The sequence below is a fragment of the Bradyrhizobium prioriisuperbiae genome, from assembly GCF_032397745.1.
In the GTDB taxonomy this organism is placed as follows: domain Bacteria; phylum Pseudomonadota; class Alphaproteobacteria; order Rhizobiales; family Xanthobacteraceae; genus Bradyrhizobium_A; species Bradyrhizobium_A prioriisuperbiae.
The window spans coordinates 4,310,332-4,334,978 of sequence record NZ_CP135921.1; the positions used below are offsets into that span (position 1 = coordinate 4,310,332).

23 protein-coding genes are annotated in these 24,647 nt (G+C 64.0%); 11 read left to right on the forward strand and 12 right to left on the reverse strand.

Annotation, left to right across the window (positions count from 1 at the left end):
• Positions 1-22 precede the first annotated feature (22 nt).
• Both RS897_RS20215 and RS897_RS20220 read left to right on the forward strand, forming a co-directional pair.
• Positions 23-766: an NUDIX hydrolase gene (locus RS897_RS20215; RefSeq protein ID WP_315838266.1), complete on the forward strand. Its 744-nt coding sequence runs from the start codon at positions 23-25 to the stop codon at positions 764-766.
• A gap of 135 nt (positions 767-901) precedes the next feature.
• A complete protein-coding gene (locus RS897_RS20220) occupies positions 902-1,195 on the forward strand; it encodes an addiction module antidote protein (RefSeq protein WP_315838267.1) in 294 nt (97 codons plus the stop codon).
• Here RS897_RS20220 and RS897_RS20225 read toward each other — a convergent pair.
• The gene (locus RS897_RS20225; RefSeq protein ID WP_315838268.1) at positions 1,192-2,076 is read right to left on the reverse strand and encodes a FadR/GntR family transcriptional regulator; all 885 of its coding nucleotides are present in this window, start codon (positions 2,074-2,076) and stop codon (positions 1,192-1,194) included. The two genes, RS897_RS20220 and RS897_RS20225, sit on opposite strands and share 4 nt — an antisense overlap.
• Before the next feature lie 299 nt (positions 2,077-2,375).
• Here RS897_RS20225 and RS897_RS20230 point away from each other — a divergent pair, with 299 nt between their 5' ends.
• Positions 2,376-2,996, forward strand: a complete 621-nt coding sequence (locus tag RS897_RS20230; RefSeq protein ID WP_315838269.1) for an NIPSNAP family protein — start codon at positions 2,376-2,378, stop codon at positions 2,994-2,996.
• Between the two features lie 68 nt (positions 2,997-3,064).
• Complete coding sequence (locus RS897_RS20235; RefSeq protein ID WP_315838270.1) at positions 3,065-4,426, forward strand: purine-nucleoside phosphorylase; 1,362 nt, start codon at positions 3,065-3,067, stop codon at positions 4,424-4,426.
• 153 nt (positions 4,427-4,579) lie between these two features.
• On the opposite strand, the gene RS897_RS20240 is transcribed toward RS897_RS20235, so the two are convergent.
• From RS897_RS20240 to RS897_RS20260, 5 genes are all read right to left on the reverse strand, one after another.
• The gene (locus RS897_RS20240; protein ID WP_315838271.1) at positions 4,580-5,266 is read right to left on the reverse strand and encodes a hypothetical protein; all 687 of its coding nucleotides are present in this window, start codon (positions 5,264-5,266) and stop codon (positions 4,580-4,582) included.
• 300 nt (positions 5,267-5,566) lie between these two features.
• Positions 5,567-5,884, reverse strand: a complete 318-nt coding sequence (locus RS897_RS20245; protein ID WP_315838272.1) for a hypothetical protein — start codon at positions 5,882-5,884, stop codon at positions 5,567-5,569.
• A gap of 459 nt (positions 5,885-6,343) precedes the next feature.
• Positions 6,344-6,562: a hypothetical protein gene (locus tag RS897_RS20250; protein ID WP_315838273.1), complete on the reverse strand. Its 219-nt coding sequence runs from the start codon at positions 6,560-6,562 to the stop codon at positions 6,344-6,346.
• A 135-nt stretch (positions 6,563-6,697) separates the two neighbouring features.
• Positions 6,698-8,065 carry a sensor histidine kinase gene (locus RS897_RS20255; RefSeq protein ID WP_315838274.1) on the reverse strand — a complete coding sequence of 456 codons (1,368 nt, stop codon included), beginning with the start codon at positions 8,063-8,065 and terminating at the stop codon, positions 6,698-6,700.
• Positions 8,062-8,739, reverse strand: coding sequence for a response regulator (locus RS897_RS20260; protein WP_315838275.1), 678 nt, complete (start codon positions 8,737-8,739; stop codon positions 8,062-8,064). The genes RS897_RS20255 and RS897_RS20260 overlap by 4 nt, the downstream gene beginning before the upstream one ends.
• Positions 8,740-9,006: 267 nt before the next feature.
• Between RS897_RS20260 and RS897_RS20265 the strand changes: the two genes are divergently transcribed.
• From RS897_RS20265 to RS897_RS20275, 3 genes are all read left to right on the forward strand, one after another.
• The gene (locus tag RS897_RS20265; RefSeq protein WP_315838276.1) at positions 9,007-10,263 is read left to right on the forward strand and encodes an efflux RND transporter periplasmic adaptor subunit; all 1,257 of its coding nucleotides are present in this window, start codon (positions 9,007-9,009) and stop codon (positions 10,261-10,263) included.
• Between the two features lie 149 nt (positions 10,264-10,412).
• The gene (locus RS897_RS20270; RefSeq protein ID WP_315838277.1) at positions 10,413-13,667 is read left to right on the forward strand and encodes an efflux RND transporter permease subunit; all 3,255 of its coding nucleotides are present in this window, start codon (positions 10,413-10,415) and stop codon (positions 13,665-13,667) included.
• 221 nt (positions 13,668-13,888) lie between these two features.
• Positions 13,889-15,397 carry an efflux transporter outer membrane subunit gene (locus tag RS897_RS20275; protein ID WP_315838702.1) on the forward strand — a complete coding sequence of 503 codons (1,509 nt, stop codon included), beginning with the start codon at positions 13,889-13,891 and terminating at the stop codon, positions 15,395-15,397.
• 3 nt (positions 15,398-15,400) lie between these two features.
• Here RS897_RS20275 and RS897_RS20280 read toward each other — a convergent pair whose 3' ends face one another.
• The 4 genes from RS897_RS20280 to RS897_RS20295 all read right to left on the reverse strand — a co-directional run bounded on the left by RS897_RS20280 (position 15,401) and on the right by RS897_RS20295 (position 19,521).
• A complete protein-coding gene (locus RS897_RS20280; protein WP_315838278.1) occupies positions 15,401-17,308 on the reverse strand; it encodes a diguanylate cyclase in 1,908 nt (635 codons plus the stop codon).
• Between the two features lie 235 nt (positions 17,309-17,543).
• A complete protein-coding gene (locus RS897_RS20285; protein ID WP_315838279.1) occupies positions 17,544-18,011 on the reverse strand; it encodes a hypothetical protein in 468 nt (155 codons plus the stop codon).
• 436 nt (positions 18,012-18,447) lie between these two features.
• Positions 18,448-19,071 (reverse strand): glutathione S-transferase family protein, encoded by a 624-nt coding sequence (locus RS897_RS20290; protein ID WP_315838280.1) that lies wholly within the window; start codon positions 19,069-19,071, stop codon positions 18,448-18,450.
• Between the two features lie 120 nt (positions 19,072-19,191).
• Entirely contained in the window at positions 19,192-19,521 is a 330-nt protein-coding gene (locus RS897_RS20295) for a hypothetical protein (RefSeq protein ID WP_315838281.1), read from the reverse strand.
• Between the two features lie 9 nt (positions 19,522-19,530).
• Between RS897_RS20295 and RS897_RS20300 the strand changes: the two genes are divergently transcribed.
• Together RS897_RS20300 and RS897_RS20305 are read left to right on the forward strand one after the other, a co-directional pair.
• Complete coding sequence (locus tag RS897_RS20300; protein ID WP_315838282.1) at positions 19,531-20,118, forward strand: type IV toxin-antitoxin system AbiEi family antitoxin domain-containing protein; 588 nt, start codon at positions 19,531-19,533, stop codon at positions 20,116-20,118.
• Complete coding sequence (locus RS897_RS20305; protein WP_315838283.1) at positions 20,111-20,992, forward strand: nucleotidyl transferase AbiEii/AbiGii toxin family protein; 882 nt, start codon at positions 20,111-20,113, stop codon at positions 20,990-20,992. Before RS897_RS20300 ends, RS897_RS20305 begins: the two co-directional genes overlap by 8 nt.
• A gap of 23 nt (positions 20,993-21,015) precedes the next feature.
• Here the strand turns inward: RS897_RS20305 and RS897_RS20310 are convergent, their stop codons facing one another.
• The gene (locus RS897_RS20310; protein WP_315838284.1) at positions 21,016-21,408 is read right to left on the reverse strand and encodes a hypothetical protein; all 393 of its coding nucleotides are present in this window, start codon (positions 21,406-21,408) and stop codon (positions 21,016-21,018) included.
• 196 nt (positions 21,409-21,604) lie between these two features.
• Between RS897_RS20310 and RS897_RS20315 the strand changes: the two genes are divergently transcribed.
• Positions 21,605-22,243 carry a hypothetical protein gene (locus tag RS897_RS20315; RefSeq protein WP_315838285.1) on the forward strand — a complete coding sequence of 213 codons (639 nt, stop codon included), beginning with the start codon at positions 21,605-21,607 and terminating at the stop codon, positions 22,241-22,243.
• Between the two features lie 30 nt (positions 22,244-22,273).
• On the opposite strand, the gene RS897_RS20320 is transcribed toward RS897_RS20315, so the two are convergent.
• Positions 22,274-23,152, reverse strand: coding sequence for a LysR family transcriptional regulator (locus tag RS897_RS20320; RefSeq protein ID WP_315838286.1), 879 nt, complete (start codon positions 23,150-23,152; stop codon positions 22,274-22,276).
• A gap of 109 nt (positions 23,153-23,261) precedes the next feature.
• Here RS897_RS20320 and RS897_RS20325 point away from each other — a divergent pair, with 109 nt between their 5' ends.
• The gene (locus RS897_RS20325) at positions 23,262-24,614 is read left to right on the forward strand and encodes an FAD-dependent oxidoreductase (RefSeq protein ID WP_315838287.1); all 1,353 of its coding nucleotides are present in this window, start codon (positions 23,262-23,264) and stop codon (positions 24,612-24,614) included.
• The last annotated feature ends 33 nt before the right edge of the window (positions 24,615-24,647 follow it).

A 24,647-nucleotide genomic window follows, 5' to 3' on the forward strand; every position in this document is an offset into this window, starting at 1 on the left:
AGACGAGGGGACGAGAACACGCATGGCGCGGGAGGCTTTGTTACGGCGGACGGCAGGTGCTGACGCACTGCAGTTCGGCCGGCCGCTGAGCACCGTCGATGTGGTGATCTTCACCATCATCAATGACAGGCTGCAGGTGCTGCTGGTCCGGCGCGGCGATGATCCGTCCGGGCCGTTTCCGGGCGCCTGGGTGCTGCCCGGCGGTTTTGTCGATGTCGAGCGGGATAAGGATCTGGAAGCCTGCGCGCTGCGCAAGCTGCGGGAGAAGACCGGCGTCGCAAGCCCGTATCTGGAACAGCTCGGCAGCTGGGGCAGCGCCACCCGCGATCCGCGCGGCTGGTCGGCGACGCATGCTTATTTCGCGCTGATTCCCGCTGTCACAATCACGCTGACCAGCGGCGCCAATGCGGCTGAAACTCGCTGGTGGCCGATTTCAGGCGACCGGGCCGAACCGAAGCTCGGCTTCGACCACGGCGAGATTCTGTCAACCGCCGTCCGGCGGCTGCGCAGCAAGGTGGAGTACACCTCGCTGCCGGCCTACCTGATGCCACCGGAATTCACGCTGCCGGAGCTGCAGCGGGTGTACGAGACGGTACTCGACCGCCCGCTGGAAAAGAGTGCCTTCCGCACCCGCATTTTGGCGATCGACCTGATCGAGCCGATCGCCAAGATGCGCAAGGGACCCAACCGGCCCGCGCAACTCTACCGGTTGCGGAAATCGAAGACGCCGGTGGTATTCGCGCGGCCGTTTAATGCGCCGGAGTAGGGGCCGTCCCTTTGTGCCAGGATATGCCTCTGTGTATTTTAGTTGACTGGCTTTATCCTGCTCTGCGGCGGCGATAAGGCGTCCCAAAGCAGGGACATCAAAGTGGCTTAGCGGATGGCGAAGGACGTTTGTTCAATGGCCCTCAAGACCACCAAGTTCGATGTCCAGGACCACCTGAAGTCGCTCGGGGAGCAGATCGCCTATCTAGAAGCGGCGATGGACGATGGCGATTCGTCATTCATCGCGACCGCAATCGGCGACATCGCCAGGGCACGTGGCGTCACGCAGTTCGCACGGGAAACCGGGCTGAGTCGCGAAGCCATCTACAAGGCATTCCGTCCCGGCGGCAACCCCACTATCGAAACGCTGAACAAGGCGATGAAGGCGCTTGGTCTGAAATTGAAGCTCGTTCCGGCGAAGGCGGCCTAACCGTTCAACACCCCGATCCCCTCCGCGAGCTTCGCCTCGACAAAATCCATGTGCGCCACAATCGCATCGCGGGCCTTGTCGGGCTTGCGGGTGCGCACGGCATCAAGGATGTCGGCGTGATGCTGCCAGATCAGGTGCTGATCCTCGCGGTTCGGCACGAAGCTCTTGAGGCGATACAGCGCCGAAAAGCCGTCGCGCAACAGCTCCATCATCCGCATCGCCAGCGGATTGCCGGTGGCCGCCGCCAGGGCCTGGTGGAAAGCGACATCGTTGCGCTCCCAGGCGGCTTCAGCGACATCCAGCGTGCGCATGGCCTGCAGCGGCGCCTTCATGGCGCGCAGGTGGATGTCGGTGCGCACCTTGGCGGCGTGGCTGGCGCACCAGCCTTCCAGCGCCCGGCGGATCTCGAAGAACTCGCCGATGCGATGGGCCTGGGTGCGGATCAGTTCGATCAGCGGCTGCTGGATGCCGATCTGCGGCTCGGTGCCCACCACGAAGCTGCCGGTGCCGTGGCGGGTCTCGATCAGGCCGACCAGCTCCGCATGATAGATCGCCTCGCGCACGGTCTGCCGGCTGGTACGGAACATCGAGGCGAGTTCGCGCTCCGGCGGCAGCCGGCTGTCAGTGGCGAATTGTCCCGCGCGCAGCATCTGCGAGATCTGCGCGAATACCTGCTCGGATTTGCGGCCGCCGGCGAGCGGCTGGAACGGCGGAGATTTTTTCGGCTTGCTGGTTTTGCTGACGGCTCCCGCCGCCGATTTTTTCGCGCGCTGCTTGGCGATCTTCTTCGCCGCCGCTTTCGTCGTTGTCGCACGCGCGGTCCGGCGCGGCTTGGCTGCGGCTTTGGCTGGTCTCCCCGACACTTGCGATCGTCGCGCCATGACGGTTACTCCACTGTAGGCCTTGGTGAGACGTCGGCCCCGCGAATGCCGAGATAGATTTCCTGCACCTGCTGGTCGGTTTCGAGACGGAGATGTGGTGCGCGTTTCCACAAAGCATCTGCCGCGGATATTTTTTCGCCGGGACGCCGGTTGTCGAACGCGACGCCGGCGGTTACGGTCCCGCTGGTCAGATGTCTGACCACTGTGAAATGGGCCGGAGCGGTTGTCAACGCGGAACGGCGTCGGGCCGAAGCAGCAAAAGCAACAAACAGACGCAACGATAAAAGGGGCTCGTGACCATGACCTACAACGTCACCATTCTCACCCTGCGGCCCGGCACCCAGGGCCCGGCGCTCAAGGAGATCAAGGCGCATGTGACGGGCGACAAGCCTGCGCTGTCAGGTGAACTGCTTGCCTGCTGGTATTCCGACATCGGCGCGCTGAACCGGGTTCTTGTGCTGCACCGCGCCGCGAGCGCCGAGCAGGCGCTGGCCGATCGCGAACGCCTGGTGCTGGCGGAGGATCCGTTCGGCCTGAAGGATGCGATCACGCAGCTGCAAGCCGACACCTTTCATCTGCTGCCGTTCCTCACAGGCATCGACACCGGCACGAAGGGGCCGATGTTCGAGGTGCGAACCTATGAGACCAGGGCCGGCGGCATGGGGCCGACGGTCGAGCTCTGGCGCAAGGCGCTGCCGGAGCGGATGAAACTGTCGCCGTTGCTCGCGGGGCTCTACAGCGTCAGCGGCGTCGCCGCGCGCTTCATGCACATCTGGCCCTACGAGAACCTCGAGGCCCGCTCACGGTTGCGCGCCAAGGCCGTCGCCGACGGCATCTGGCCGCCGCAGGGAGGTCCGGCGCATCTGCAGGTGATGCAGTCGGATATCTATCTGCCGGCGGAATTCTCGCCGTTGCGGTGATCGCAGCTGGAGGCGGGTCAGCCAACGTATCGGCGCGAAGCGCAGACCCGTTGGCGAACCCGCCCTGCATGCGGCGACGCCTGACATTTGAGCAGGCCGACCAGGAATCGGACAAGCGAATTGGCACGGCAACCCGCATTGTATCAGGATGCTCGTACAGTCATTCGCCAGAAAAACAGACTTCGCTGATAAACAATCATCACATCCCGGCCGTAGGATTGATCCCCGGTCGTGCAGCAGCTGACCAAGACCAGAGAGGTTTACAAGCCTACCCACGCAAACATCGACACCCAAAAAGGAGGCGCTCCATGCTTAGCCATCGGATGTTCGAAACGGCCTTGTCGATAACCAGGCACTTGCTGGCCGGGGCCGGCGTCCTCGCTGCCGTGCTCTTTGCCGGTCCATCGTTCGCCGACGATGGCGGACGACCGGTGAAGGTCATGATCATCAACATGTTCAACTCCGAAGCATCGGCTTTCACCGACAACCTCGGACTGAAGGAGTCGATACGTGTTCGAGGCCTGTCGCCCGACTATCCAAACATTCTCTGCAACGCGGACGATGTGTGCCAGATGGTCGCCGGCGAAGGGCACGCCAACGTGGCTGCATCGACCATGGCCTTGCTTCTCAGCGACAAGTTCGATTTGCGTCACACCTACTTCCTGATCGCGGGCATCGCCGGGATCGATCCTCACCAGGGGACAACCGGCTCGGCGGCCTGGGCGCGCTATCTGATCGACTACGGCATTTCCTGGGAAATCGACGCGCGCGAGATTCCGGGAACCACAGCCGATCCGACGCAGCCGGCGTGGCCTTATGGCTACCTCGCGATCTTTCCCACCGACATGACCAGGCAGCCCTGGAATTCGTTGCCCACCATCCCCACCCCCTATCACAGCGAGATGTATCGGCTGAACGAAGTCTTGTTGCAGAAAGTCCTGGCGTTGACCGGCAAGGTGGATCTCAAGGTCAACGACAATGCGACGGCCCAGGCCTATCGCGCCCACTATGCCGAGGCGAAGGCCAAGGCCCCGCCCAGCGTCATTCAGTGCGACACGATGGCGGGTGACACCTGGTATCACGGCATCAAGCTGGGCGAGCGCGCCGCGGCATGGACGGCGTTGTGGACGGGCGGCAAAGGCACCTACTGCACCACGCAACAGGAGGACAACGCCACTTACATGGCCCTTAGTCGCGGGGCCCTCTCCGGGCTGGTGGATCTCGACCGCGTCGCCGTGCTGCGGACCGCGTCGAACTTTGACCGTCCCTACCCGGGCGAGTCGGCCTGGCACTCGCTCTGCAGCTGCGGCATCGAGGGAGGCTCGGGCGGTTTCGCGCCCGCCATCAGCAATCTTTGGGCCGTGTCTGCGCCGTTCATCAAGGATGTCGTTGCCCACTGGGACAAGTGGAAGCGCGGCGTCCCAAAGTAGCCTTGATCGGGCGAAAATTGGGCCCGGGATTGATCGGGGGCGCGGTCGGGTCTTTGCTTCGCGACCAGCTCTCAGCGGTGGCGTCTATCGCGAGGGACTATTCGAACCCTCGGGATCTCCTCCGAAATCGGCACGATCGATGAAGGGGCGTCGCTAATTCTGCCAGCCGCAGATGCCACCGCTGCGGCAGGGCCAGGTCTGTAATTTCGGCTGCGCTCTCGCCTGCGTCTTCGGCCGGGCATAGGCCTGGGCATCGAGCGGATTGCCGTGAGGGCGGCTCGCGACCGCGCGGGTGCGTATTGCCGACGACTTGTGGACCTTGCTCTTGACCGATGGCGCCGCGGACTCATCCGCCGTCGCCTCGGTAGGCGGAGCCAGCGACGCAGTGTTGGACGGTTTGGTGTCGGACGGCTTGACGTCGGAAGACGCAGTCGCGCCCGGCCGCGGGGTGATGCGGGCGCCCGCCATGATCTTCGACGCCGTGCGGGCGGCATGTGGCGTGGTGTTCGGCAGGTTGTCGGCGGCGTCGGTTCTGGCCTCGATGCCGAACGGCTCGAAGCGGGCCTGCGGTCCGAGCGGGATCGGCGACAGCACGGCTTTGGACAGATCCAGGGTCAGGAACGCATCGGGCCGGTAGCGCGCGGTATTGCCGGCGCCCGACACCGCGGCGTTGGGCTGAGCGGTCATCGGCCGGGAGATCTGGGGCCGGGAGATCTGGGACTGCGTAATGATCTGGATATCGTCGGCGGACGCCGGTGCCGACAAGAGCAACGCGCCCGCCAAGGCCGGCAGCGCGATCGACAATAGGCCCTGCAATTTCATACGCGCGTGACGCAACATCTTCGCCCTCGCAAGCCCGCGACGCTCCCTCATTCGAAGCGATTATTCCTGGAAGTCCAATCTTCCAAAATGTAAGCGGGAACCCGCAATTTGCCAGATCCGCCCCACGGGCAATACCCATCCGCCGGTTCAAGTTTCGGCAAAGGTTAACGCGCGGTCCGCCGATTGGGTTCCCGTCGGGGGGCAAATTTCGCTGAAAATGGATGAACAATCCGGCCCAAAAAGGCGAGGGCGGCCATCATCTGAAGGCCGCCCTCCTGCCGTTTGTCTTTCGGGTTTTTGCAGCCTATGCCGGCCGCTTTACCAGTGGCGATGTCCCCAGCCGCCACCGCCCCAGCCGCGATGGCCCCAGCCGCCGTAATAGCGCGGGCCGCCGCCGTAGTAGCCGTAGTACCGCGGACGGGCGTAGCCATAAGCGCCGTAGGCACCGTAATAGTTCGGCCGCCACCAGCAGCGGCCCCACTCGTTACAGACATAGCGGACCTGCTCGGCGCCCGAGCCAGCCTTCACGTCGGACTGCGCACCCAACAATCCGTTCGGCATCGCGGAGGCGGCACCACTCGTCAGCGCCAGTCCGGCGGTCGCCGCGACAGCCAGCAAAGCCATTCTTGCCTTCATGATCATCTCCCAACTTTCAGGTCTTCAGCTCACCAATTCCACCACTTGTGAAAAGTTGCGGTGGCGGAACGTTGCGTTTTGATCATGGCGAAGTGTTGATTTATCGGGGCTGAACGCCGCGTTCACGTTGGTTACGTCTTGTCCATGCGGCTTGTTCATGGGGCTTGGAACAAAATCGGCGCAACGGTGTTGTAAATGTGGTGAAGTTCGCAAGGGCGATATCCGATGAACAGCCGGCCGCATACTCCCCAGCACACGCACACGCCCATGACCAGCGACGCGATCGCTTACGCTCTCCTGGGTATTACCCTGGTCGGTGGCATCGTGTTGCTGGCGACATTCTATTATCTGCTGGCGATGTGAGGCCGGCGCGCTTTTTCAACACAACGCAACAGGACGGACCAAGACAAACGGCCCCGGGATGCGGGGCCGTTTTCGCGTGCGGTTGAAGCTCACCCATCAATGGTGATGGCGATGGCCCCGCCGGATCACCACCACTTTGCGGTCGTGGTGATGGCGATGCCAGCCGCGATCGCGATGCCCGCGCATCTCGGCACGCGCGCTATAATCACGGTCATGGCCGCGCTTGATCACCGTCGTCTGGGCACTGGCGAGGGTGGGTGCCGCGATCGCCAAAGCCATGGCGGCTGCAAAGACATAACCAATCGATCTCTTCATTCATATTCCTCCAATGAAATGGAATCTGTCCAACGCGGAGACCCAACTTGCCCGCGGCAAAGCCGTTCCCGGATGGAACACGGGAAAATTCTGAACAACGGTTCATGCGTGACGTGCAGCATGCTCACTGGAGAGTCAGCCGGCGACTGCAGCGGCCGGCGTAAACCGCAGGGTGAACTGCGCCCCGCCGGAGGGCAGGTTCTCCACCGCGATGGTTGCGCCGTGGTCCTCGACCACGCCGCGCACGATCGAAAGGCCGAGGCCGGCCCCGTCGGCGCGCTGCCGGTCGCCGCGCCAGAAGCGCTGGAAGATCAGTTCGCGCTGCTCCAGCGCGATGCCGGGCCCGCTGTCGCTGACGCGGACCGCGCCGTCATCGTCGATCGTGATCTCCACGGTGGTGCCGCGCTCGGTGTGGCGAATGGCATTCTCGGCGAGATTGCGGATCGCCCGCCGCAGCATCTCGGCACTGCCCCTGACCGCCACGACGTCGTCGACACCCTTCAGCGCGATGTCCTTTCCGGCGGCGAGCGCCAGCGGCGCCAGCGCTTCCACCACGTCGGAACAGACCGCATGCAGGTCGGCCGTCTCCGACGGGTCGACCACCAGCGTATCGAGTTCGGCGATTTCGAGCAGTTGGCCGACGATGCGGCTCATGCTCTCGATGTCACGATGCAGGTCGGCGGTGGCGGCCTTGTCACTGAGCGTATCGAGCCGCGTCCGCAGGATCGCCAGCGGCGTGCGTAACTCGTGCGCGGCATCGGCGGTGAACTGGCGCTGTACGCGAAAGCCGGCCTCCAGCCGATCGAACGCCTGATTGACCGCGGTGACCAGCGGCAAAATTTCGCTCGGAATCTGCTCGACCGGCAGCCGGACGTCGGTCCGGGCGGGGCCGACGTTCTTCGCCTCTTCGGAGGCCTTCAGCAGCGGCGTGATGGCGCGGCGGAAAATGAAGATGTCGGTTGCGAGCAGCAGCAGCAGGATCGGGATCGTGATCCACCCGACGCGGCGAAAGAAATTGGCAACGATATCGTCGGTGATGACGTCGCGATGGGCCAGATCCTCGGCGACGCGGACCCGCAGGATCTGACCGGCGACGTGCTTCTGTACGCTGCCGCCGGCGATCATGCTGCCGGTGTCGCTGATGCCCTGAAACGCCGCGTCGGCTGCTGTCATATCGGCCGGGAAAATCGGCGTGCGATCCCGGTGCGACGAGAACAGCACATGCTCGGACGCATCGATCACGTCGTAGGCATAGCGTCCGTAGGCATCCGAATACTGGTCGCGCAGGCCCTGCGGCAGCACCAGCGTCGGCGTGTTGTCGGGCGCTGCCGCAAGATGGCGGGCAATCGTCTCGGCCTGTTCGCGCATCGCGTCGCGATGCAATTGGCTGATTTCCGAATTCAGCAGATAGAAAAGCACCAGCGGCATGACAATCGCCGTCAGCGCGATGGCGACGATGTGCAGGAAGACGATCCGCGATGTCAGGGATTCGAAGCGGATCACGCTTTCTCCTCCACCATCAGGTAACCGACGCCGCGCACGGTATGAATCTGGACTTTTGCGCCGTTGTCCGCGAGCTGCTTGCGTAGCCGGAATACATAGACCTCGACCGCATTGGAGCCGACGTCGCCTGATAGCCCGAAGATATGGTCCTCGACATTCTTCTTCGGCACCACGCGGCCCTGCCGGCGCAGCAGGATTTCCAGCACCGAGGTCTCGCGCGCCGAGAACACATGCGGGGCATCGTCGATGAACACCTGGCGGCTTTCGGTATCGTACACCAGGTTGGCGAGCCGCAACGAGGCGCCGAGCAGTTGTCCCGGGCGGCGCAGGATCGCCTCCAGCCGCGCCACCAGTTCTTCCAGGGCGAACGGCTTCACCAGGTAGTCATCGGCCCCGCTGCGCAAGCCTCCGACCCGATCCTCGATGCCGCTGCGTGCGGTCAGCACCAGCACCGGCAGCGGATCCCTGCGATGACGGATTTCGCGAAGGATCGCCAGTCCGTCACCGTCGGGCAGGCCGAGATCGAGCACCAGCGCCGCGTAATGAACAGCCGTGAGCGCCGCGCGTGCTTCCGCCGCGGTGTCGACGATGTCGGCCGCATAGCCCGCCGCCAGCAGCCCTTTGGCCAGCAGCTGCGAGAGTTCGACATTGTCCTCGACGATCAGCAGTCTCATGCGGATGGTTCACGTGGTGCGCAGCCATCCCGATGGTGCGCGAAGCGGGTTTGGCACGGTCCTGACAGGACGTGCCTGTGCGTGGTAGCCGACCCCGGCCGCTTTGTCATCGCAACAATCTGCATCGGTCGGGGGGGCCTGTAAGGTGGGCGTAAGCTGACTTTGCTACGCGGAACCGGGGCCGCGATGCCGGCCGTTGAATATCCGCGTCGTCGTGCGCGGCAATCCGGGCCGACCGGGCAGCAGGCAGGGACCATGGCGATGTCGATGAAACAGCGGATCCGGCACAAGCATGTTGCCATGCTTGCGGCCTGCGCGGTGTTGGTCGTGGCGGGCGGGTTGATGATTCACGACGGCGTGGCGGAAAGCATCAAGCCATTTGCCAACCGGGCTTTGCCGCAAAAAACAAGTCTGACCGCGGATGCGGATCGCGGCGCCGCCGTACAGACGGCCGATGCGACCGGGCCATCCGTGGAGCTGAACGGCAAGCAGGCGGGCGCCTTCGGGGTCGCGCCGGCCGAGCTGCGCGAATTTCGCACCGTGAAGAATTCGGTGGGTTCGATCGGCTTCAACGAGAACATGCTGGTGCAGTCGTTCACGCCCAGCGCGGGCAAGATCGTCGACACCTTCTTCAATGTCGGCGACGAAGTGAAGAAGGGCGAGGCGCTGTTCACCATCGACAGCCCCGATCTGCTGCAGGCGGAATCCTCGCTGCTGACGAGCGCCGGCGTGTTCGGGCTGCAGACCCGCACGCTCGCCCGCGTCCAGCAACTGCTGAAGGCCGGCGGCGGCTCGCAGCGGGATGTCGACCAGGCGATCTCCGATCAGCAGAGCGCCGAGGGCGCCTACAAGGCGGCCCGCAATGCGGTGCGCATTTTCGGCAAGACCGACGCCGAGATCGACCGCATTGTCGCCGATCGCAAGGTGGATTCCATTCTGGTGGTTCCGAGCCCGATCAACGGCCGGGTCATCGCGCGCAACGCCGCGCCGGGGCTTCTGGTGCAGCCGGGCAACGCGCCGGCGCCGTTCACGCTCGCCGACCTCTCCACCATGTGGATGGTCGCCAATGTGGTCGAGACCGACGCGCCGGCGTATCGGCTGGGCCAGTCGGTGGAGGTAAGGGTCCCGGCCTATCCCGACATGATCTTCCGGGGCCGTGTTACCACGCTCGGTGCGAGTATCGATTCGAACAGCCACCGCCAGCTGGTGCGATCGGTGATCGACGATCCGCAGCATCTGCTCCGCTCGGGCATGATGGCGAGTTTTGCGATCGAGACCGCGCCTCCGGCCACGTCGCCCGCTGTGCCGATGGAGGCGATCGTGCGCGAGGGCGACGGCAGCATGACGGTGTGGGTGACCTCCGATCGTCGCCGTTTCACCCGCCGCGTGATCAAACCCGGCGTCGCGCAGGCGGGCTATCGCCAGATTCTCGATGGCCTCGCCCCTGATGAGCTGATCGCGACCACCGGCGCGATCTTCCTCAGCAACAAGTTCGCCACGGCGGTTGCGGACCAGGGGGACTGACAGGCGGCGTCGTTTCCGATTCGCGCGCCGCGCCATCCGGAGCTGGCCGTCAGGCTCAAAAAAATCGCGCACCAAAAAGCAGATCTGACAACAGGTCTGTTCCAAAAAATCTTCCGACACCAACTCCCTTCTGAAAGTCGCGTGCCGTTGTGATCAAGCGCATTCTCGAGTTCGGTCTGACGCGTCGCGCCATTGTGGTGCTGGGCCTCGTGGTGTTCTGCGCCGCTGGCCTCGTGGCGTTCATGAAGCTCAATATCGAGGCCTATCCCAATCCGGCGCCGGTGATCCTGGAGATCACCGCCCAGGCGGCAGGGCTCTCGGCCGAGGAGATGGAAAAATATTACACCATCCCGATGGAGGTCGGGCTCTACACCACGCCGGGCGTGGTCAATATCCGCTCCACCTCGTTCTATGGCCTGTCGTTCGTGCGGATGACGTTCCGCTACGGCGTCGATTATTATTTCGCGCTCACTCAGGCGGCCAACAGCATCCAGCAGAACATCTCGCTGCCGGGCAATCTGGTGCCGACCATCCAGCAGTCCAGCCTTGTCGGCGAGATCTATCGCTACCAGATCGTCGGCCCGCCGAATTTCGGCCTGACCAACCTGCGCACGCTGCAGGACTATGTCATCACCCGCCGGCTGCTGACGGTGCCGGGCGTGGTGCAGATCAACTCCTGGGGCGGCACCACCAAGCAGTTCAATGTCGATGCCGACCTGCAGAAGCTCGAGGCCTACAACATCACGGTGCCGCAGCTGATCACCGCGCTCGGCAGCGCCAACAACAATGTCGGTGGCCGTGAAATCAGCATCGGCCAGCAGTCGGTCAACATCCGTGGCATCGGCCTGATCGACAGCGGCGGCGCCGACGATATCACCCGCGGCGACAAGGTCGGCGACATCGAGAACATCGTGCTGACCCAGGCCAACGGGCTGCCGATCCAGGTCAAGCAGGTGGCCAAGGTCTCGGTCGGCTATGTGCCGCGGCTCGGCATTGCCGGCCGCGACCATGACGATGATGTCGCCGCAGCGATCCTGGTGATGGGGCGTACCCAGCACACCAACGAGATCCTGCCGCTGGTGGAGCAGGAGGTGGCGAAGATCAACAGCGACGGCAGCCTGCCGCCGGGCGTCAAGGTCGTCTCCTATTACGATCGCGGCGCGCTGGTCGACGTCACCACCCACACCGTGCTGCACAACCTGGTGTTCGGCTGTCTCCTGGTGTTCGTGATCCAGTGGGTGTTTCTCGGCGACCTGCGCAGCGCGCTGATTGTCGGCGCCAACATTCCGTTCGCGCTGTTCTTCTCCATCATCATCCTGGTGTTGTGCGGGGAGGATGCCAACCTGCTGTCGCTCGGCGCGGTGGATTTCGGCATCATCGTCGATTCCGCCGTCATCCTGATGGAAAACATCTTCCGCAACATGCAGTCGCCCGAGAACCGGGTGCGGGTGCTGCGCCAGCTGGCTGCCGGCTATTGGGGCAGCGATCCCACCGCGCCCGCGCGCGGCGAGGGGACGGCGAGTTGGACCGAACGGATGCGGCTGATTTTCGTCAGCGCATTGCAGGTCGACAAGGCGGTGTTCTTCACCGCGGCGATCACGGTGGTGGCCTTCGTGCCGCTGTTCACCATGCAGGGCGTTGAGGGGCAGATCTTCGGGCCGATGGCGCGCACCTATGGGTATGCGCTCGCCGGCGCGTTGCTTGCCACCTTCACCGTGACGCCGGTACTCGCCTCGCTGCTGCTGCCCGAGAGCGTCAAGGAGACCGAAACCCGCATCGTGCGCGCACTGCGGCAGGCCTACACCCCGCTGTTGCGCTGGTCGCTGACACATACCCGCGCCGCGGTCGCGGCGGGACTGGTGTTCCTCGCGGCCGGCGGGCTTGCGGCCAGCCGGCTCGGCAGCGAGTTCCTGCCGGCGCTGGAGGAAGGCAATTTCTGGATCCGGGCGTCGATGCCTCCCACCATGTCGCTGGCGGCGGGTGCGGAGCCGACCCGCAAGATGCGCGAGATCCTGTTGCGGCATCCGGAGGTCATCACCGTGGTGTCGCAACGCGGCCGGCCGGACAACGGCAGTGATGCCTCGCCGTTCTCCAATGTCGAGCTGTTCGTGCCGGTGAAGCCGCTGGACCAGTGGCGGCCGGGCATGACCAAGGAGAAGCTGACCGAGCAGTTGCTGCAGGAGTTGCGCGAGGAACTGCCCGGCGTCACCTTCAACTTCTCGCAATACATCCAGGACAACATCCAGGAGGCGCTCTCCGGGGTGAAGGGGGCGAACTCGGTCAAGATCGTCGGGCCGAACCTGGAGACGCTGGAAAAGCTCGCTGTCCAGGTGCAGGCCGAGATGGCCAAGGTACGCGGCGTCGCCGACCTCGGCGTGTTCCGCCTGCTCGGCCAGCCCAATCTCAACATCAGGGTCGATCGCGAGAGGGCATCGCGTTATGGACTCAACACCGGCGACGTCAATGCCGTCGTACAAGCGGCGCTTGGTGGCAGTGTCGCGACCACGGTGCTGGAAGGTGATCGCCAGTTCGGCGTGGCGGTGCGGCTCGATCCGAAGTTTCGCGAGAACATCGATGCGGTCGGCGACATCAAGGTCGCCACCCAAACCTCCGGCGGCGGCAATGCCTATATCCCGCTGCGCGAGCTCGCCGCGATCTCGCTGGATACCGGCGCCTCGTTCGTCTACCGCGAGCGCAGCCAGCGCTACATCCCGATCAAGTTCAGCGTGCGCGGCCGCGACCTCGGCAGCACGGTGGCCGAGGCCCGGCAGCGGGTGGAACAAGCGGTGCCGCTGCCGTCCGGCTACCGCATGGTCTGGTCCGGGGAGTTCGACAATCTGGAATCTGCCAAGGCGCGGCTGATGGTGGTGGTGCCGATCACGCTGCTGCTGATCTTCGTGCTGCTGTACGGCCTGTTCAATTCGCTGCGCGACAGTCTGCTGGCGCTGGCCGGCATCCCCTTCGCGATCGGCGGTGGCCTGATCGCGCTGTTCGCCACCGGGCTCGATTTCAGCGTATCGGCGGCGATCGGCTTCATCTCGCTGTTCGGCGTGGCGGTGATGGACGGCATTCTCAACATCACCTATGTGCGCGAGCTGCGCGCCTCCGGCATGCGGCTCGCGGACGCGGTGTTCCAGGCGTCCGAGCAGCGCATGCGGCCGATGCTGATGACAGCGCTGTCGGCCGGCGTCGGGCTGCTGCCGGCGGCGCTGTCCCATGGCATCGGCAGCGAGGTGCAGCGGCCGCTCGCCACCGTGGTGGTCGGTGGCATGTTCATCGGTCCGCTGCTGCTGCTCGTGGTGGCTCCGGCGCTGCGCCAGCTTGCGCTGTCGCGGGAGACGACGGTGCACGACGAAGCCGCGGCCAGGCTGACCGATGTGGCGTCCGCGGGTGAGAGGGAATGACGGTGATGCGCGGACCTCTCCATGTCGAGGCAATGATTTCGCGGCTCCCTCCCCCCTTGTGGGGGAGGGGCGGGGAGGGGGGTATCCAGTCTTCTGAGCCCGAGAAGACGCGCATTCGGCAACTGCCCCAATCCGCTGCCGAGTCACGATCACCCCCCTCCCTATCCCTTCCCCGTAAATGGGGAGGGAACAGCTCGGTGGCTCCGACAATCGTTTTACGCATGCGTTTCTTCGGTGCGACAGCGCTATGCTTGCTGCTCACGGGCTGTGCGGTCGGGCTGGACTTTGTCACGCCCGCGGCGCCGGAGGTGAGCCGTTACACCCGCGAACCGCTGGCCTCACCGATGGTGGCAGCGGATGGACCGGCCATCGCGCCGCAGCGTTTTGCCGATGGTGCTGATATCGCCAGCCGCTGGTGGAGCGCGTTCCGCTCGCGTCCACTGAACGATCTGATCCGGATGTCGGTCGAGCAGAATCCGTCGCTGCAGGCAGCGGAGGCGGCGATCAAGGTCGCGCACTACAACGCGCTCGCGCAGCGCGGTCTGTTTCTGCCGCAACTGGGCGCAGGCTACACTGGGGCCGACCAGCAGTTTGCCACCACCCCCAGCCAGTCGCCGGATCGCTTCACTCTGCACACCGCGCAGCTCACCGTCAGCTTCGTGCCGGATGTCTGGGGCCAGAACCGCCGCAATGTCGAAAGCCTCGATGCGGTGACGGAGCAGCAGCAGTTTCAGCTGGAGGCCGCATATCTGACGCTGACCGCCAATGTGGTGACGGCCGCGGTTCAGGAGGCCTCGCTGCGTGGGCAGATCGCCGCTGCGCAGCGTATCGTCAAGATCGGGCGCGATATCCTCGGCATATTGAAGAGCCAGCACGCCGCCGGCCAGGCCGCCGAGGTCGACGTGCTGACCCAGCAGGCCACGCTCGCCCAGGCCGAACAGACGCTGCCGCCGCTGCAGAAGCAGCTCGCCGTGCAGCGCAATCTTCTGACCGCGCTTGCCGGCCGCGTCTCCGCCGACGAAATTCTGCAGACATTCGATCTCGCCAGTCTTCGTCTGCCCGCGAACCTGCCCGTGAGCCTTCCCAGCACCATGGTGCGGCAGCGTCCGGACGTGCGGGCGGCCGAAGCCAACCTGCATTCGGCGAGCGCGCTGGTCGGGGTCGCGATTGCGGCACGGCTGCCGAACATCACGCTGTCGGCCAATCCCGGCGTGAGCGCGGCGTCGTTCGCGGCGATGTTCACGCCGGGCACCGCGTTCTACACCGTTGCCGCCAGCGCCACGCAGACGGTGTTCGACGGTCTCACGCTCTATCACAAGCAGAAGGCCGCGGAGGCCGCGCTGGAACAGGCCGATGCGCTGTATCGCCAGGCGGTGATCACGGCGATGCAGAACGTTGCCGATGCACTGCGGGCCTTGCAGGCGGATGCGCGCGGGGTGCAGGCCGCGATCAAGGCCGAGACCGCCGCCAAGGCAAGTCTCGACATCGTCCAGAAGCAACTCGTGCTCGGGCAGATCAATCAGGTTACCGTGCTGACCGCGCAGCAGACCTATTTCAATGCGTCCATCGCACGCGTGCAGGCGGAGGCCACCCGGTTGGCGGACACGGCGGCGCTGTTCATGGCGCTCGGCGGCGGCTGGCCCGCCGATTGCCCGAGCACCGACTGGCGCAAGTGTGTGTTCGAACCGGCCGCCCTGCGCGAGGCGGCGGCCAAAGCGGAGGGACGGTAAGTCTCACGCGCTGCGCGAGCCCGGCCATGCGATGACCTGCCCGGACATCACCATACGGTTGCGGCCCTGGTCCTTGGCTGCGTAGAGCGCGCGGTCGGCGGCCTCGATCAGCGATGCGCACTCGGTGCTGGCCGCAGGCATGTTGGTGGCGCCGCCGAGGCTCGCGGAAACGCGGCGCGCCGGCAGGTTCTTGGCGTGCGGAATCGCCAGCGCGTGCAATGCTTCGCGGATGTCGTCACCGACCAGCACGCAGCCGTCCGCCTCGGTGCCGGGCATCAGCAGCACGAATTCCTCGCCGCCATAACGGGCGGCAAGATCGCCCGGCCGCCGGGCATGGGCTTGAAGCACCCGCGCCACCGCCCGCAGGCAATCGTCGCCGGCCTGATGGCCGTACTGATCGTTGAACGACTTGAAATGGTCGATATCGATCATCAGCAGCGACAGCGCCGTGCCCTCGCGCCGCGCTCGCGCCCATTCCTCCGCCAGCCGCTCGTCGAGGTGGCGGCGGTTGGCGATGCCGGTCAGGCCGTCGAGGGTTGCGAGTGCCGCGAGCTTGTCCTCCAGATCCTTGTGCTCGGTCATGTCGCGCGAGATCGCGACCACGCCGTTCACGATGCCGGTGTCGGCGGCGCGGGTGACGCGCAGCGCGCTCTCGATCCAGATTTCGCCCTTTTCGCGGTGGCGGGTCCGATAGATGACGCGCGCCTCTTCGAAGGCGCCGCTCTTCAGTTCGGAGACCGTGCCGCGCACGCGAGGCAGGTCTGCGGCATTGACGCCACCGAGTGCCGGCGTGCCGGTCAGTTGCGCCGGCTCCCAGCCGATCACCCGTGCGCAGGATGGCGAGGCATAGAGAATGGTCTCCTCGAGGCCGATGCGCATCACCATGTCGCTGGACTGCTCGGCCAGCAGGCGGAAATCGGCTTCCTTGGCGCTGAGAGCCACGGCCATCTGCTGCCGCTGCAGCAACTGGCGCACCAGCACGAAACCGGTCAGCGCGATCAGCATCACGAGGGTCGCGTCTACCGCGAGGTGGGTCAGTGCCTCGCGTCGCCAGCTTGCCAGCACGTCGCCCTCGGCCTGCGTCGCCAGCACCATGATCGGGTAGCGGCTGCTCAGCCGGTAGAAGCTCAATCGTTTGAGCCCGTCGAGCGACGAGGTGAAATAGTAGGTGCCCGCAGCGGCCCGGCTCTTCAGGTCGCGGAACAGCGGCGTCCCGGACATGTCGCGGCCGACATAGCTGCCATTGTCGGCGCTGCGGGCCAGAATAATGCCGTCGGCTGACAGCAGCGCCACCGAGCCGTTCGGCCCGATGTCGAACTGCCGGTAGAATTGCGCGAAGTAGTCGACATCGATGGTGACAAGCGCGACGCCCGCGAAGCTGCCGTCGGGATGGTTGAAGCGGCGCGACGCGGTGACGATCCACTGGCCGCCGGACCGGCTGTTCACCGGGCGGCCGATCAGGGTGCCGCGCGCCGCCGAGGCGCGGTGCGCCTTGAAGTAATCGCGGTCGCTGTTGTTCAGCGCCGCGATGTTGTCGACCTGTTCGGTGGTGGCGAGCCAGCGGCCGCTGTCGTCATAGACGAAGACGCCGCGCACGCGGCTTGATGGATTGCGCCGCTTGAGAAATATCTGGACCTTGGCCATCGCCGCGGGTCCCGCGCCTTCGAGCTCGAGCTGGTTGACCAGCACCGTCAGCGTGTTGTCGGCGATCTCGAAGGTGTCGTCGACGTGCTGCGTCAGCGAGCGCGCGAGATTTGCCATGTCGGTTTCGGCATTGCTCAGGGCGGCGCTGCGAGATTCCCATTCTCGCCAGCCGCTCAGCACCAGGATGGCGACGCAGGCCAGCGCGACGAAGCCCGCGGCAAGCAGCGGGAGAGGCATGTGGCCGGGTTCGCGACGGAAGCGGACCATGAGCGTTCTCCTGATCGGGGCACGCTCGCATGGTGAATCTTAATGCGGTGTTGCTGCTGTCAGGCGGTTTTCGGCGTAGCTAACGCCGGCCTACCGGGAACCGGGCAGCCGCGCCGCACCATCGCACGTGTTTGATTAAAACTGCACGCGTGCGGGCAACATGTCGCGCGCCGCAACGCAAGTGGCACGCGCACACCGATAGATCACGTCTGCATCGGGAAAAGATTGGTGCCGGTTACCAGGTGCCGAACAGGCCGCCAAAGAACGACGGCTGGCGCTGTGCCATGACGACACGGGTCGGCATCGGCTGCTGTGCGTATTGCCGCTGGCTCTCGGTGCGCGCAATCTTCGGCTTGGTCTTCCTCGGCGGCGCGGCCGCGATCGCGGGCTTGGCGGGCACGTCCATCTGCGCGAAGGCCTCGCGCGACGAAACCTGTGTCGCGCTTTGGGCTGCGGCGGTGTTGAGCGGGCGGCTCTGAGCAAGCGCGACATCCGTCGCCGGCACGATGGTCGGCAGGCTGGTGTCGATTTCGACCCGCTCGGGGCCCTTCTGGGTGGATGTGATCCGGATGGTCGATTTGTCGACGCCGACCCTCTGCTGCTGCGGCGGCAGTTCAGCGGGCTTCGGCAGGTAGATGTTCACGATGAACAGCAAGGCGAGCAACGCGCCGCCAACACCGACAAAGTAACGAACGAAGGGCATCACACACCAGCTTGGCTAGGGACTTATGGCAACACGATTGACTGCAACACTGTTGACTGAACGACTTCACGACGACGTGAGAAGAGATCAAACCTCGCGGCTCTCTCCCTCGATCCTGAGATCAGTACGCAAGACCATTCCCGCAAGGCAGCCATAGGGCTAACGCATCTCAATTCCCTGCGAGAACGAAGGTTCCATCCGACAGCGTTAATGTGGTTGAGCGTGTCAGCGCCTGCGTCCTGTTTGGTAGTCATTCGAATGGGGGAACAGGTTCAAAACAGGACTGGAACCTTACCGATCGGTGGCCGAATCGGGGCAAGATCAGGGAATCTATGTAATCCTGCGAAACTCTTGGGCGCCCGGTGCGCGGGCCTGTTTGATGGGCAGCGGTAAATGGTTGCGGGGTAACCGGAAGCGAGCCGGTGATTGCGGCGTCTTACGGGTATTGCGCCGACGCCAGCCGGCGAAAACCGTCGCGTTCGTTCAGCCGCGTCACATAACCGCGCACCGCGGGCAGGGCGGCGTGTGCCAGCGGCGTGGCGAAATAGCGATGCACCGAGAGCCCCAACACGATGTCGGCAACGGTGAACATATCACCCGCGACATAGGCCTGCGTGGTCGCAAGCTGCCGGTCGAGGATGTGCATCTTCGCGCTCCACGCGGTGCTGCTGGCCTCGATGGCGGCCGGATCGAACGCTGGATCCCGTCGCACCAGTCCGAGAAAGGCCGCGCGCCAGGCCGGGTTGAGCTCGGTCGCCTGCCAGTCCATCCACATCTCGATGCGTGCGCGCTGCTCCGGCGCACGCGGCAGCAGGTCGGTGCGACTGTGCCGTGCTGCGAGATAGCGGCAGATGGTGTTGGATTCCGTGAGCACGCCGTGCGCGTCGATCAGCACGGGCACGAGGCCGTTGGGATTGAGCGCGAGAAACTCGGGCGAGGTGGCCGGCCGTTCCGGCGTCGCCCAGTCCGCCTCGTGGTCGAACGGCACATTCAGCTCGGCGAGTGTCCACAGCACCTTGCGGACATTGATCGACGAGGTCCGGCCCAGCAGTCGCAGCATTGATGGTCTCCAAGGCCGATGGGCGCGACGTCTGCGCCCGGGGCTTGGACACCATCACTGCGGACGGCGAAACGATCAAGCCGATGCGCGTACTCTAGGACTTTCACGACAGCAGAACTTTCACGACAGCGTGCCGCGTACGGTGTGGCTGGTGAAGCTGACGCGACAGGGATCACCGTCGGTGCCAGCATAACATTTGTGGTCGAAATCGTCGCAGATGTACTGCACCTGCGTCAGCAGGTTGCGCGTCAAAGCGGAATCGGCGCTCCGTGCATGCGTCGGAGGCGTGCCTGTCACGTCCGCGGCGACAGAGGTATCTTTTTTCGCGGCTTCGCGGTTATGATATAAAACATTGATATACTCATTGATATATTCAAGGTTTTGTATCATATTCAGGATATGAAAAAAACACCGCTTCGTCAGGAAGACCGCGCGATCGCGCTCCTTCACGAGCAGGGCATGGCGCGGCTGTCTGAATTTCTTGAGCAGGACATCACGGCCGCAACCATCTCTCGTATGGAGCAGAAAGGGATTGTCATGCAGCTGAGCCGAGGCCTCTATCAGCTTCCCGATGCTCAGCTCGATGCCGATCACTCGCTTGCAGTCGCCGCGAAGCTCGTACCAAACGGTGTAATCTGCCTCGACTCCGCACTTGCCTTTCATGGACTGACAGATCGTATTCCGGCGTCTGTGTGGGTGGGTATCGGCGCCAGGGATTGGCGCCCCAAAATCGTGCGTCCTCGAATCCAGACCGTTCGGTTTGGACCGAAGGTGTTCGACAGGGGAGTTCAAACACACGTCATCGAGCGCGTGCCGGTTCGCATTTATTCGCCTGCCAAGACCATCGTCGATCTTTTCCGGCACGGTCAGCGTCAAAAGGTTTGGTATGATTCGCAGTCAGGCCTTACCGACGCCGTTCAAGGCATGAAAGAAGCCCTGCGACTTCGAAAGGCTACGCCCGCCGAGATCGCACAATTTGCGATGGAGGCGGGAGTTTGGGACAAGGTCGTTCAGCCTCGCCTGGAAGTGTTGACCGTGGATGCGTAAGTCGCTCAAAAATGTTGGCGCATCCGTCAGGGCGCGTCTGCTCAAGCTGGCGAACGAACGCGAGCAGCCTTTCGATCTGCTGCTGACGCGTTACGCGCTGGAACGACTTCTGTATCGGCTGAGCACAAGCAAATACCGGGAGCGTTTCGTCCTCAAGGGCGCGATGCTCATGATGAACTGGATGGACGACCCATATCGTCCGACGCGGGATCTTGACCTGCTTGGATTCGGCGATTCCGATCCCGATACAATCGTGAAAGTGTTCCGCGACCTTTGCGCGATCAAGGTTGATGACGCGGTCACCTTTGATATCGACGGAATGTCTGTTGATCGGATTCGCGAAGCCGCGGAGTACGGTGGCCTACGGATCAAAACCATCGCCACGGTGGACGGCGCCAAGGTGAGGGTGCTTATTGATATCGGCTTTGGTGATGCTATCGAGCCCGGCCTCATCGAGATCGAATTGTCGGTGCTGCTGGATCAACCCAAGCCACGCCTTCGCGCCTATTCATATGAAACCGTCATCGCTGAAAAATTCCAGGCGATGGTGGTGCTTGGACGCGCCAACACCCGAATGAAGGATTTTTACGATATCTGGATTTTGGCACGATCGTATGATCTTGATAGAGATAGATTGGCGAGGGCGATTGCCGCGACTTTCGCACGCCGCAACACCACAATTCCGGTCGAGCGACCCGACGCCCTCACCTCCGCTTTTGCCGCCGACCAGAGCAAGCAGCAGCAGTGGGCAGGTTTTCTAAGGGATGTCGCCGTCAAGCCAGGGACGCTCGCTGAGGTGGTTGAGGATCTTGCAGCCCTGCTTATGCTACATGCGACCGAAGCGCGGCTGCGGCAAAGCCGAATGAATAAATAACCTACATGCCCCCGATCGCTCGTCTATCCCGCCTGCAACCGGCGGCGATGATCGGCGCGGGTATCGGGACCGCTCTCGTGATCCGCGGCGAGCTGTTCGATCACCGCGTCCTGCACGCGGTCGCGCCAGTCATGCTCCAGCCGGTGATAGATGCGCAGATACAGCGTGTCGCCCTCATCCAGCATGACGGGCCTGCGTTCGAATGGGGGCAGGGGATATCCGCTGCGTGCGGCCATGGCGATGTCGTGCGCTGAGTGCGACAGCCGCCGCGCGCCGTCCAGCGCGATGCCGCGGATCGTCCATTCGCCATCGCGGTGATAGGCAATCTCGGCGGAGCCCGTGACGTCGCCTGCCGCGAAGCCGCCTTCCATCACCAGCGGCAACTCCTCGAACTGGAAATTGAGCGTCCGGCTCACGCGTGTTGTCTCCTCGTCTCGTCAGATGGAACCAGCCTAGTTTGAAATCAGTAGGTCTCAACAAATAAATCAGTTGTTCCCACCAAATCCTCTGGACGGCCCGATCGGAGCGGGCCACAGATCGGCCGGGAATAGCGCGCGATGTTGTGGTGTTTCTCGATGGTGCCGGGGCTCATCCGGCTTGCGGAGAAAAATCATGAACAAAATCATCCATCGCACACTTGCCGGTCTCATGTTCGGTGCAATCTCCATCGCGACATCAGCCCAGGCGCAGACCCAAACTCCGGCGCAAGACACCGTTCGCGTGCGCGGCACGGTGGAGCGGATCGATGGGGCGGATATCGTGATCAAGACCCGCGAGGGCGCGGAGGCGGTTTTGACACTGACCGATCACCCGCTGTTTGTGGCGATCGTGAAATCGACCATGGCCGACATCAAGCCCGGCATGTTCGTGGGCGCCACCGGCATGCCCCAGGCCGACGGCACCCAGAAAGCGGTCGAAGTTCACATCTTCCCGGAATCGATGCGCGGCACCGGCGAGGGCCACTATGACTGGGACCTCAAGCCGCAGAGCAAGATGACCAACGCCAATGTCGACAAGTCCGAAACCATCGCCGGCGTCGACGGCCAGATGCTGTCGGTGACATACAAGGGCGGCGAGAAGAAGGTGCTGGTGACTCCGGAGACCGCGGTCGTCACCTACACCACCGGCGATCGCGCCGACATCAAGCCCGGCATCCGTGTGTTTATCGGCGCCGCCAGGAAATTGCCCGACGGCCACCTGCAGACCGCGCGCATCACCTACGGCAAGGACGGTCTCAACCCGCCGATGTGAGCGGCATCCCGCCTCGTCGGCGACGGATCGTCAGGTTGCCAACGTCGTTTTGAGCATGCGCAGCATCGCCTGGACGGCGGCTGCGCTGATCCGGCGCTCGGGCACGGCCGCCTTGATCCAGAGTTCGGGGATGGGAAAATCCTGCAGGAGCGGGCGCAACGCTCCGGTTCGCAACGCGTCCTCCACGAGATACCGGGATGTCAAAACGATGCCGTTGCCGACGATAGCGCTTCGCGCCAACACCTGTCCCTCGTTGGAGCTGAGGATCGGCCGCACCTGAACGGTGATGCGGCCGCGCGGTCCGTCGAATATCCACTCGGGTCCGGTTGGAAGAAAGCTCAGGCAGCGGTACTTCAGAAGGTCGCGCGGATGATCGGGTGTGCCGTGCTTGCGAAGATAGCTCGGTGACGCGCACAGCAGCCTCGGAAGCTTGCACAGCGGTTCGTCGATGACGCCGCCGAAGGAATGCGGAAAGGCGCTGATCGCGATATCGAATCCCTCGGCGACGGGATCGACGGGTCGGTCGATCAGCACGATCTCGAGCTTCAACCTCGGATTTTGCGCCTGGAACCGGCTGAACGGTTCGGCGAGCCGTGCCACCGTCAGTGAGGTCGGCGCCTTGACGCGCAAATGGTCCGCGAGATCGCGATCCTTCTCTCCCATGCGTGCAAGAAGATCGGTCGCGTCGGCGACCACGCCGCGGGCGCGATGCACATACTGCTGGCCCGCCTGCGTGAGGCGAAGTTGACGCGTCGAGCGATGAAACAGCCGTGCGCCGATGCGCTGCTCCAGTTGCGTGACCCGCTTGGTCATGACCGAGGTCGATACGTTGAGTTTGCGTGCGGCGGCGGAGAAACCGCCGGCATCGGCGGTGGCTAGAAAAGCCTGAAGGTTGACGAGGACGTCCATCCCACTTTTCTCGATTCGAGAAAACTGATCGCATGATTTGGCTGATTGTACTCCAACTTGAGCAAATTCATAGTCGGATCAAGCAACAGATGAGGGCGGGAGACGCATCATGCGGATCAACATGATCGAAGAACCGGCGCGGCACGTGCCGGTCTATGGCGAATTCGATGTCGTGGTGCTCGGCGGCGGGCCCGCCGGCATCGCGGCCGCCGTCGCCGCCGGCAGAGCGGGCGCCGCGACCCTGCTGATCGAGCGTTATGGCTTTCTCGGCGGCATGGGCACCGCGGCAGGTGTCACCAATTTCTGCGGACTGCACGCCAATCGCTTCGGCGACATCAGTCAGGTGGTCCACGGCATCGCCGACGATCTGCTCGAGGGGCTGGCACGTCTTGACGGCCTGAAGGCGCCGCATACGATTTTCGGCAAGATCCAGGCGCAGGCCTACGATACCGCGGCCTACAAGATCGCCGCGGATCAGCTGTTGCTCGATGCCGAAGTGAAAATCCTGTTTCATGCGGTCGGCGCCGGCGTCCTGATGAGCACCGGCTCGACGATCGATGCGTTGTTCGTCGAAACCAAGTCCGGGCGCCGCGCGATTCGCAGCCGCGTCTTCATCGACGCCTCCGGCGACGGCGATCTCGCCGCATGGGCGGGCGCACCCTATGAACTCGGTGACGGCGCCGGATCGATGATGTTTCCCTCGACCATGTTCCGCATCAACGATGTCGCGCGGACCGCAGCGGCGGCGAAGGCATGGGAGCCGATCGCCGGGATGATGGAACAGGCGACGCGCGAAACCGGAAGGAGGTTTCCGCGGAAGACGCCGATCATTCGTCCGCAACATCATGAGATCGAGTGGCGCGCGAATATCACGCAGGTCGCCAACGCGGACGGCACTGCGGTCGACGGCACCGATGCCGATCAGCTCAGTTATGGCGAGATCGAAGGCCGTCGCCAGGTCAGGGAGACCTTCGAATTTCTGCGACAGTCCGTGCCGGCGTTCGCCGACGCCTATATCGTCGACCTGCCGCCGCAACTGGGGATTCGCGAGACACGCCGGATCGTCGGCGATTACCAGCTCAGCGAAGACGATGTGCTCCAGTGTTCGAGTTTTGCCGACACCATCGGCGTGAACGGCTGGCCCGTGGAGGATCACGTGGCCGGCGACATCATTTTCCGCTGGCCCGATATTCCCGGCAGCCGCGGCTTTAATCATCTGCCATTCCGGATGCTGCTGCCGCAGAAGGTCGACAACCTGTTGATGGCCGGCCGCTGTGCATCGATGACCCATGGCGGGCAGTCTGCAGCCCGGGTCTCAGGCGCCTGTTTTGTCATGGGCGAGGCGGCCGGCACGGCCGCGGCGATGGTTGCCGGCGGTAACGGCGAGTGCCGAAGCATCGATATCGGTGCGCTCCAGGCGGCGCTCGTGCGCAACGGGGTCTATCTCGGCACCGACATGTAATCGCCGGCCCGCGCACAATGTGGAGGACAATCC

Bases quoted from the DNA above. Each gene is read 5' to 3' on its own strand.
- RS897_RS20215 (WP_315838266.1), top strand. From the start codon at position 23: ATGGCGCGGGAGGCTTTGTTACGGCGGACGGCAGGTGCTGACGCACTG.
- RS897_RS20220 (WP_315838267.1), top strand. From the start codon at position 902: ATGGCCCTCAAGACCACCAAGTTCGATGTCCAGGACCACCTGAAGTCG.
- RS897_RS20225 (WP_315838268.1), bottom strand. From the start codon at position 2,076: ATGGCGCGACGATCGCAAGTGTCGGGGAGACCAGCCAAAGCCGCAGCC.
- RS897_RS20230 (WP_315838269.1), top strand. From the start codon at position 2,376: ATGACCTACAACGTCACCATTCTCACCCTGCGGCCCGGCACCCAGGGC.
- RS897_RS20235 (WP_315838270.1), top strand. From the start codon at position 3,065: ATGCGGCGACGCCTGACATTTGAGCAGGCCGACCAGGAATCGGACAAG.
- RS897_RS20240 (WP_315838271.1), bottom strand. From the start codon at position 5,266: ATGTTGCGTCACGCGCGTATGAAATTGCAGGGCCTATTGTCGATCGCG.
- RS897_RS20245 (WP_315838272.1), bottom strand. From the start codon at position 5,884: ATGAAGGCAAGAATGGCTTTGCTGGCTGTCGCGGCGACCGCCGGACTG.
- RS897_RS20250 (WP_315838273.1), bottom strand. From the start codon at position 6,562: ATGAAGAGATCGATTGGTTATGTCTTTGCAGCCGCCATGGCTTTGGCG.
- RS897_RS20260 (WP_315838275.1), bottom strand. From the start codon at position 8,739: ATGAGACTGCTGATCGTCGAGGACAATGTCGAACTCTCGCAGCTGCTG.
- RS897_RS20265 (WP_315838276.1), top strand. From the start codon at position 9,007: ATGAAACAGCGGATCCGGCACAAGCATGTTGCCATGCTTGCGGCCTGC.
- RS897_RS20275 (WP_315838702.1), top strand. From the start codon at position 13,889: ATGCGTTTCTTCGGTGCGACAGCGCTATGCTTGCTGCTCACGGGCTGT.
- RS897_RS20280 (WP_315838278.1), bottom strand. From the start codon at position 17,308: ATGGTCCGCTTCCGTCGCGAACCCGGCCACATGCCTCTCCCGCTGCTT.
- RS897_RS20285 (WP_315838279.1), bottom strand. From the start codon at position 18,011: ATGCCCTTCGTTCGTTACTTTGTCGGTGTTGGCGGCGCGTTGCTCGCC.
- RS897_RS20290 (WP_315838280.1), bottom strand. From the start codon at position 19,071: ATGCTGCGACTGCTGGGCCGGACCTCGTCGATCAATGTCCGCAAGGTG.
- RS897_RS20300 (WP_315838282.1), top strand. From the start codon at position 19,531: ATGGCGCGGCTGTCTGAATTTCTTGAGCAGGACATCACGGCCGCAACC.
- RS897_RS20305 (WP_315838283.1), top strand. From the start codon at position 20,111: ATGCGTAAGTCGCTCAAAAATGTTGGCGCATCCGTCAGGGCGCGTCTG.
- RS897_RS20315 (WP_315838285.1), top strand. From the start codon at position 21,605: ATGAACAAAATCATCCATCGCACACTTGCCGGTCTCATGTTCGGTGCA.
- RS897_RS20320 (WP_315838286.1), bottom strand. From the start codon at position 23,152: ATGGACGTCCTCGTCAACCTTCAGGCTTTTCTAGCCACCGCCGATGCC.
- RS897_RS20325 (WP_315838287.1), top strand. From the start codon at position 23,262: ATGCGGATCAACATGATCGAAGAACCGGCGCGGCACGTGCCGGTCTAT.